1 protein-coding gene and 1 pseudogene are annotated in these 620 nt (G+C 74.2%); one reads left to right on the top strand and one right to left on the bottom strand.

The annotated features are described in order from the left end of the window. A pseudogene (locus tag CCN44_RS39415) lies at positions 1-191 on the top strand (proteasome subunit alpha); the annotation flags it as partial. A gap of 58 nt (positions 192-249) precedes the next feature. On the opposite strand, the gene CCN44_RS39410 reads toward CCN44_RS39415, so the two are convergent. After that, positions 250-620: substrate-binding domain-containing protein (locus CCN44_RS39410; protein WP_143650362.1), on the bottom strand; the 371-nt coding region annotated here is incomplete at its 5' end.

Genomic DNA, 620 nt, shown 5'->3' with positions numbered 1-620 from the left:
TGTCCCGGGACACCAACGGCAGCGAGCGGGAGATCCCCGCCGAGCGGCTGGAGGTGGCGGTGCTGGACCGTACGCGTCCGCAGAAGCGCAAGTTCAAGCGGATCGTCGGGCGTCAGCTGGGCCGGCTGCTGGCGGCGGAGGGTGCGGGCACGGAGGCGGAGACCTCGGAGGAGGGCTCCGCGGAGGAGTGATCCGTCCGCTGTGACGTCGAGGGTGCCCCGGCCGGGAGTTGCGGCCGGGGCACTCGGTCTATCGGGGGGCGCCTGGTGGCGCTGTGGAGCCCCGGACGACGAGTCGGACGGGGATGTCCCCGCCGTCCGGTTCGCGGCCCTCCAGGACCGCGAGGAGGGCCTGCATGCCCCGTTCTCCGAACAGCTCGGCGTCCAGTCGTACGGTGGTCAGCTCGGGGTCGATCGCGGTGGCCAGGGCGAGGTCGTCGAGGCCGGTGACCGAGATGTCGTCGGGGATGCGCAGGCCGAGGCGGCGCAGTGCCTTGTAGGCGCCGGCGGCGAGTTTGTCGTCGTCGCAGACGACGGCGGTGGGCCGGGGGCCGGGGGCGGTCAGGGCGGTCTCGGTGGCGGTCAGGGCGCCGTCGATGGAGATGGGGGCGCGGGCGGTGC

It is taken from the genome of Streptomyces tricolor, from assembly GCF_002155905.1.
Classification (GTDB): domain Bacteria; phylum Actinomycetota; class Actinomycetes; order Streptomycetales; family Streptomycetaceae; genus Streptomyces; species Streptomyces tricolor.
Note: the sequence above shows the minus strand (reverse complement) of the source record. Positions and strands in the feature narration are given on the sequence as shown.